Genomic DNA, 1,142 nt, shown 5'->3' on the forward strand with positions numbered 1-1,142 from the left:
GAATGGCCATGGACTTCCCCTTCCGAACATTGATGAGAGTTCGCACTTCCCATCGTGGCACTTCGATGCCGGCTGCCGCTTCGCCGCGGCACATTCGGGACGGGGAAGTCCCTTTCATTCGTTGGGCGCCATGAACTGGAAGCTCCTCGTCGTTTGGTGCGCAATCTGCTGTTGCGGCGGAGCACTAATCTCGGCGTTCTCCTCTATGCCGTTCTGGGGCGGGGCCGCGATCGTTGCAGCAGCGTTGCTTGTCAACGGCATGGTCGCGGAAGTCGAAGATCGTTCGCCTGGCGGCTTTCTGAGTCCACGCGACAAGCAGGAGTGAAAAGTTGGTGAACCGTCACGCCCAACCCGTCGCTCCAGCGGACTGCCTTCGGCAGCCGCTGAGCTAGATCGTTAGAGCGCACGAAATGCCCATACGCATCGCCATCTTGACGCTCGCGTTCCTGTCTGTTGGCGCGCAAGCACAGTCGCCTTCCGATCCGCCGTGTCAGTATTCATCTTCACGGCGTATTCCCTTTGCATCGCCCACCTCCAACGATCGCCTGACTGTGAGTATTGGTTCAGGAGCGTGCCATTCAGCGAAACTGTCCTTTGTAGTTGTATCCGCAACGGGTAGGGTGCTGTATGCGTACGTGGCGCCATTCAAGAAGCACACCGCAACGCAGTGGGATGATCCAAGTCTTCCTGAAGAGGCTCGCGAGTTCGTCAACGACCTCACATCAAGGGCACTTGTTCCAAGAAATCAATTCCCAACGCCCAAGCCGGAAGATCAGACGCTGGAAGGCGAGGCAACGCTTACGGTTCCTCAGGGTGTCTTCAAACGCCTCGTTTTAAAGGGACAGCCCATGCTTTACCACCCAACCTATTACGAGGGCGGCCAGTACGTTATGTTCGATCCTGTTACTCGCGCTGTTCGAGTCGTAGCGGTATGGGGCGTCTAGGCGTTTCCGCGGTGCGCTCTAACCGGTCGCTCGAGCCGACGTCCCTCGGCAAGCCTCGGTCCGCGGCTCAGCTTCAACTACAAGGGCTTCCCCCGCAGTCAAGCAACGACTGACCTCAACGAGCTGCGCCAGCGGCTCGTTTGCATTTCGACGTCTTGATCCACTCGCCGGTGTCTCGGTCGCGCTGCGTTTGAGCAA

General features: G+C 58.5%; 2 protein-coding genes. Both read left to right on the forward strand.

Annotated elements, in window-relative coordinates; translation table 11 throughout:
• The coding region (locus tag ACO2TI_RS22975; RefSeq protein ID WP_423287867.1) for a hypothetical protein at nt 1–325 on the forward strand (325 nt) is incomplete at its 5' end.
• An 85-nt stretch (nt 326–410) separates the two neighbouring features.
• Nucleotides 411–944 (forward strand): hypothetical protein, encoded by a 534-nt coding sequence (locus ACO2TI_RS22980; protein ID WP_423287869.1) that lies wholly within the window; start codon nt 411–413, stop codon nt 942–944.
• The last annotated feature ends 198 nt before the right edge of the window (nt 945–1,142 follow it).

It is taken from the genome of Caldimonas sp. KR1-144 (assembly GCF_049446155.1).
GTDB lineage: Bacteria > Pseudomonadota > Gammaproteobacteria > Burkholderiales > Burkholderiaceae_C > Rivibacter.

Excerpts from the sequence above, each read along its gene's own strand:
- ACO2TI_RS22980 (WP_423287869.1), top strand. The coding sequence starts at position 411 with ATGCCCATACGCATCGCCATCTTGACGCTCGCGTTCCTGTCTGTTGGC.